General features: G+C 75.1%; 3 protein-coding genes. 2 read left to right on the top strand and 1 reads right to left on the bottom strand.

All coding sequences use genetic code 11. The features are described 5' to 3' along the window. On the top strand, positions 1–1,698 hold a 1,698-nt coding region (gene recN, locus SSQG_RS08245), incomplete at its 5' end, for a DNA repair protein RecN (protein ID WP_106434152.1). A 211-nt stretch (positions 1,699–1,909) separates the two neighbouring features. Next, positions 1,910–3,055, top strand: coding sequence for a glycosyltransferase family 4 protein (locus tag SSQG_RS08240; RefSeq protein WP_003989272.1), 1,146 nt, complete (start codon positions 1,910–1,912; stop codon positions 3,053–3,055). A gap of 9 nt (positions 3,056–3,064) precedes the next feature. Here SSQG_RS08240 and SSQG_RS08235 read toward each other — a convergent pair. After that, a partial coding sequence (locus tag SSQG_RS08235; RefSeq protein ID WP_039932154.1) for a PucR family transcriptional regulator occupies positions 3,065–3,335 on the bottom strand: 271 nt, incomplete at its 5' end.

Raw genomic sequence — 3,335 nt, 5'->3', positions numbered from 1 at the left:
GTGATCGACGACGCTGTCGTCGAGCTGTCGCCCGGGTTCACCGCGGTCACCGGTGAGACGGGTGCGGGCAAGACCATGGTGGTCACCAGCCTCGGGTTGTTGCTCGGCGGGCGCGCGGATCCGGCGCTCGTGCGGATCGGGGCCGGGAAGGCGGTCGTGGAGGGGCGGATCACCGTCCCGGACGACGCCACGGTCGCCGTGCGCGCTGAGGAGGCGGGGGCCGAGCTCGACGACGGGGCCCTGCTGATCAGCCGTACCGTTTCGGCCGAGGGGCGCTCGCGGGCGCACCTGGGCGGACGCAGCGTGCCCGTGGGGGTGCTCGCCGAGCTCGCCGACGAGCTGGTGGCCGTGCACGGGCAGACCGACCAGCAGGGTCTGCTCAAGCAGCAGCGGCAGCGGCAGGCGCTCGACCGGTACGCGGGCGACGCGGTCGCCGGGCCGCTGGCCAAGTACGCGGAGGCGTACAAGCGGCTGCGGGCCGTCGCCGCCGAGCTCGACGAGATCACCACGCGCGCACGTGAAAGGGCCCAGGAGGCCGACATGCTGCGCTACGGCCTCGACGAGATCGCCGCCGTGGAGCCCCGGGCCGGTGAGGACGTGGAGCTCGCCGAGGAGGCCGAGCGGCTCGGGCACGCCGAGGCGCTGGCGTCGGCCGCCGCGGTCGCGCACGCCGGGCTCGCGGGCAATCCGGAGGACCCGGAGGGCGTGGACGCCGGGACGCTCGTCGCGGGCGCGCAGCGGGCCCTGGACGCCGTACGGTCGCACGACCCGGCGCTGGCCGCGCTCGCCGACCGCATCGGGGAGATCGGGATCCTGCTGCGTGACGCGGCGGGGGACCTGGCCGGGTACGCCGACGACCTGGACGCCGACCCGCTGCGGCTGGCGGCCGTGGAGGAGCGGCGGGCCGCGCTCACCGGGCTGACCCGGAAGTACGGCGAGGACATCGCCTCCGTGCTCGCCTGGGCCGAGAACGGTGCCGCGCGGCTGACCGAACTCGACGGCGACGACGAGCGGATCGGGGAGCTGACCGCCGAGCGGGACGCGCTGCGGACCGAACTGGGCGGGCTCGCACAGGCGCTGACGGACGCCCGGACGGAGGCCGCCGAGCGGTTCGCCGCCGCCGTCACCGCCGAGCTGGCCTCGCTCGCCATGCCGCACGCGCGTGTGTCGTTCGACATCCGGCAGACCGAGGACCCGGAGGGTGTCGAGGTCGGCGGCCGTGCCGTCGCGTACGGGCCCGCCGGTGCCGACGAGGTCGAGCTGCTGCTGGCCCCGCACCCGGGCGCGCCGCCCCGGCCGATCGCCAAGGGCGCGTCCGGCGGTGAGCTGTCCCGGGTGATGCTGGCCGTGGAGGTCGTGTTCGCGGGGACGGACCCCGTGCCGACGTACCTCTTCGACGAGGTCGACGCGGGGGTCGGCGGCAAGGCGGCGGTCGAGATCGGCCGGCGGCTGGCCCGCCTCGCGAAGACCGCGCAGGTCGTGGTCGTGACCCATCTTCCGCAGGTCGCCGCCTTCGCCGACCGGCAGTTGCTGGTCGAGAAGACCAACGACGGGTCGGTCACCCGTTCCGGCGTGAAGGTGCTGGAAGGGGAGGACCGGGTCAGGGAGCTGTCCCGCATGCTCGCCGGCCAGGAGGACTCGGAGACGGCCCGGGCGCATGCGGAGGAACTGCTGGCGACGGCTCGGGCGGATGCCTAGCAGCAGCGGCGGTCGTGCGGCAGAACCGGGCGGGTGCGCCGATCTTCACTCGTGTGGGTGACCCGACCCGGCGCACTCCCCCGACGCCGCGCCCCACGGTCGCGCCGTCGGGGTCCGGGCGTTCCCGGAACCCCCGTATGTCCTGGCATCCTTGGCGGAGTACGCGTAGGAAGCTTCGTGACCGCCCGACCCGAACCAGGAGCCCGGCCACGTGACCCCCGTGAGCAGCCACTCACCGCATGGCCAGTCGCCGCTGCGCACCGTGCAGGTGCTGGGCGGAGGCAACGCCGCCAGCAGCGCCCATGTGCGCTCCCTGGCCGCGGGGCTCGTCGCGCGGGGCGTGAAAGTCACGGTGTGCGCCCCCTTCGAGGCGGATCGCGCCTACGACTTCAGGGGCGTCGGGGCCGACCACGTGCACGTGCCGCGCAGCAGTGACCCGGTGTCGGTCGCGGCCCTGCGGGCGGCATGCGCCAACGCCGATCTGGTGCACGCGCACGGGCTGCACGCCTCCTTCCGGACCGTGCTGGCGCTCAGCGGGCGGCGCGTGCGTACTCCACTGGTCGTGACGTGGCACGACCGGGCGCACGCCGACGGGGCCCGCGCCCATCTGCTGCGGGTCCTGGAGCGCCGGGTCGTGAAAGCGGCCACCGTGGTCCTGGGCACGACGTCGGCGCTGGTGGACCGGGCACGGCGGACCGGAGCACGGGACGCACGGCTCGCCGCCGTCGCGCTGCCCGGCCCCCGCCGCCCCGTGGAACCGGACGACCCCGACCGCCTGCGGTCCAAGGTGCGGGCCGAACTCGGCGCCATCGGCCGGCCGTTGCTGATCGCGGTCGGCTCCCTGGAACGGCACCGCGGATACGACGTGCTGCTGGACGCCGCGCGCGCGTGGCGCCGTCTCGATCCCGTCCCCCTGGTCGTGATCGCGGGGGAGGGGCCGCTGCGCGGCGAACTCCAGGAGCGGATCGAGGAAGAGGGACTGCCGGTCCGGCTCTTCGGACGGCGCGACGACATCACCGAGCTGCTCGCCGCCGCCGATCTCGCCCTGCTGCCCAGCCGTTCCGAGGAGGCACGCTCCGTCCTCGCCCAGGAAGCCCTCCACGCCCGGGTGCCGCTCGTCGCGACCGCCGTCGGCGGCGTTCCCGAACTGGTCGGAGACGCGGCCGAACTCGTCCCGTGCGGGGACGCGGAGGCGCTCGCCGACTCCGTCGTCCGCCTGCTCGGCGACCCGGAGAGCCGGGAGCTGCTGAAGGAGAAGGGCGCCCGGCAGGCGGCGACCTGGCCGACCGAGGACGAGACGGTCGCCCAAGTGCTCAGCGTGTACGACGAGCTGACCCAGCCCCGGCCCCTCCCGTAAGCGGGCCCCCTAGGGAACGTGCCTGCGGGCCCGTAGCGCCAGGCTGAGGGCCAGGACCGTCTGCGGGTCGTCGAGGTCCGTGCCCAGCAGCTCCCCGATGCGGGCCAGACGGTTGTACAGGGTCTGCCGGTTGAGGTGGAGCTCCCGGGCCGTCTCCGCCTTGCGCCCCGCGTGCGCGAGGTACGTCGACAGGGTGGGCAGCAGCGGCGGCCGGGAGCGGCGGTCGTGCTCCAGGACCGGACCGAGAGCCCGGTCGACGAACGCGGCCAGGTCCGGATGG

Source organism: Streptomyces viridochromogenes DSM 40736, assembly GCF_000158955.1.
GTDB lineage: Bacteria > Actinomycetota > Actinomycetes > Streptomycetales > Streptomycetaceae > Streptomyces > Streptomyces venetus.
The sequence above is the reverse complement of the archived record's forward strand: the minus strand, read 5'-3'. Positions and strand labels throughout refer to the sequence as shown.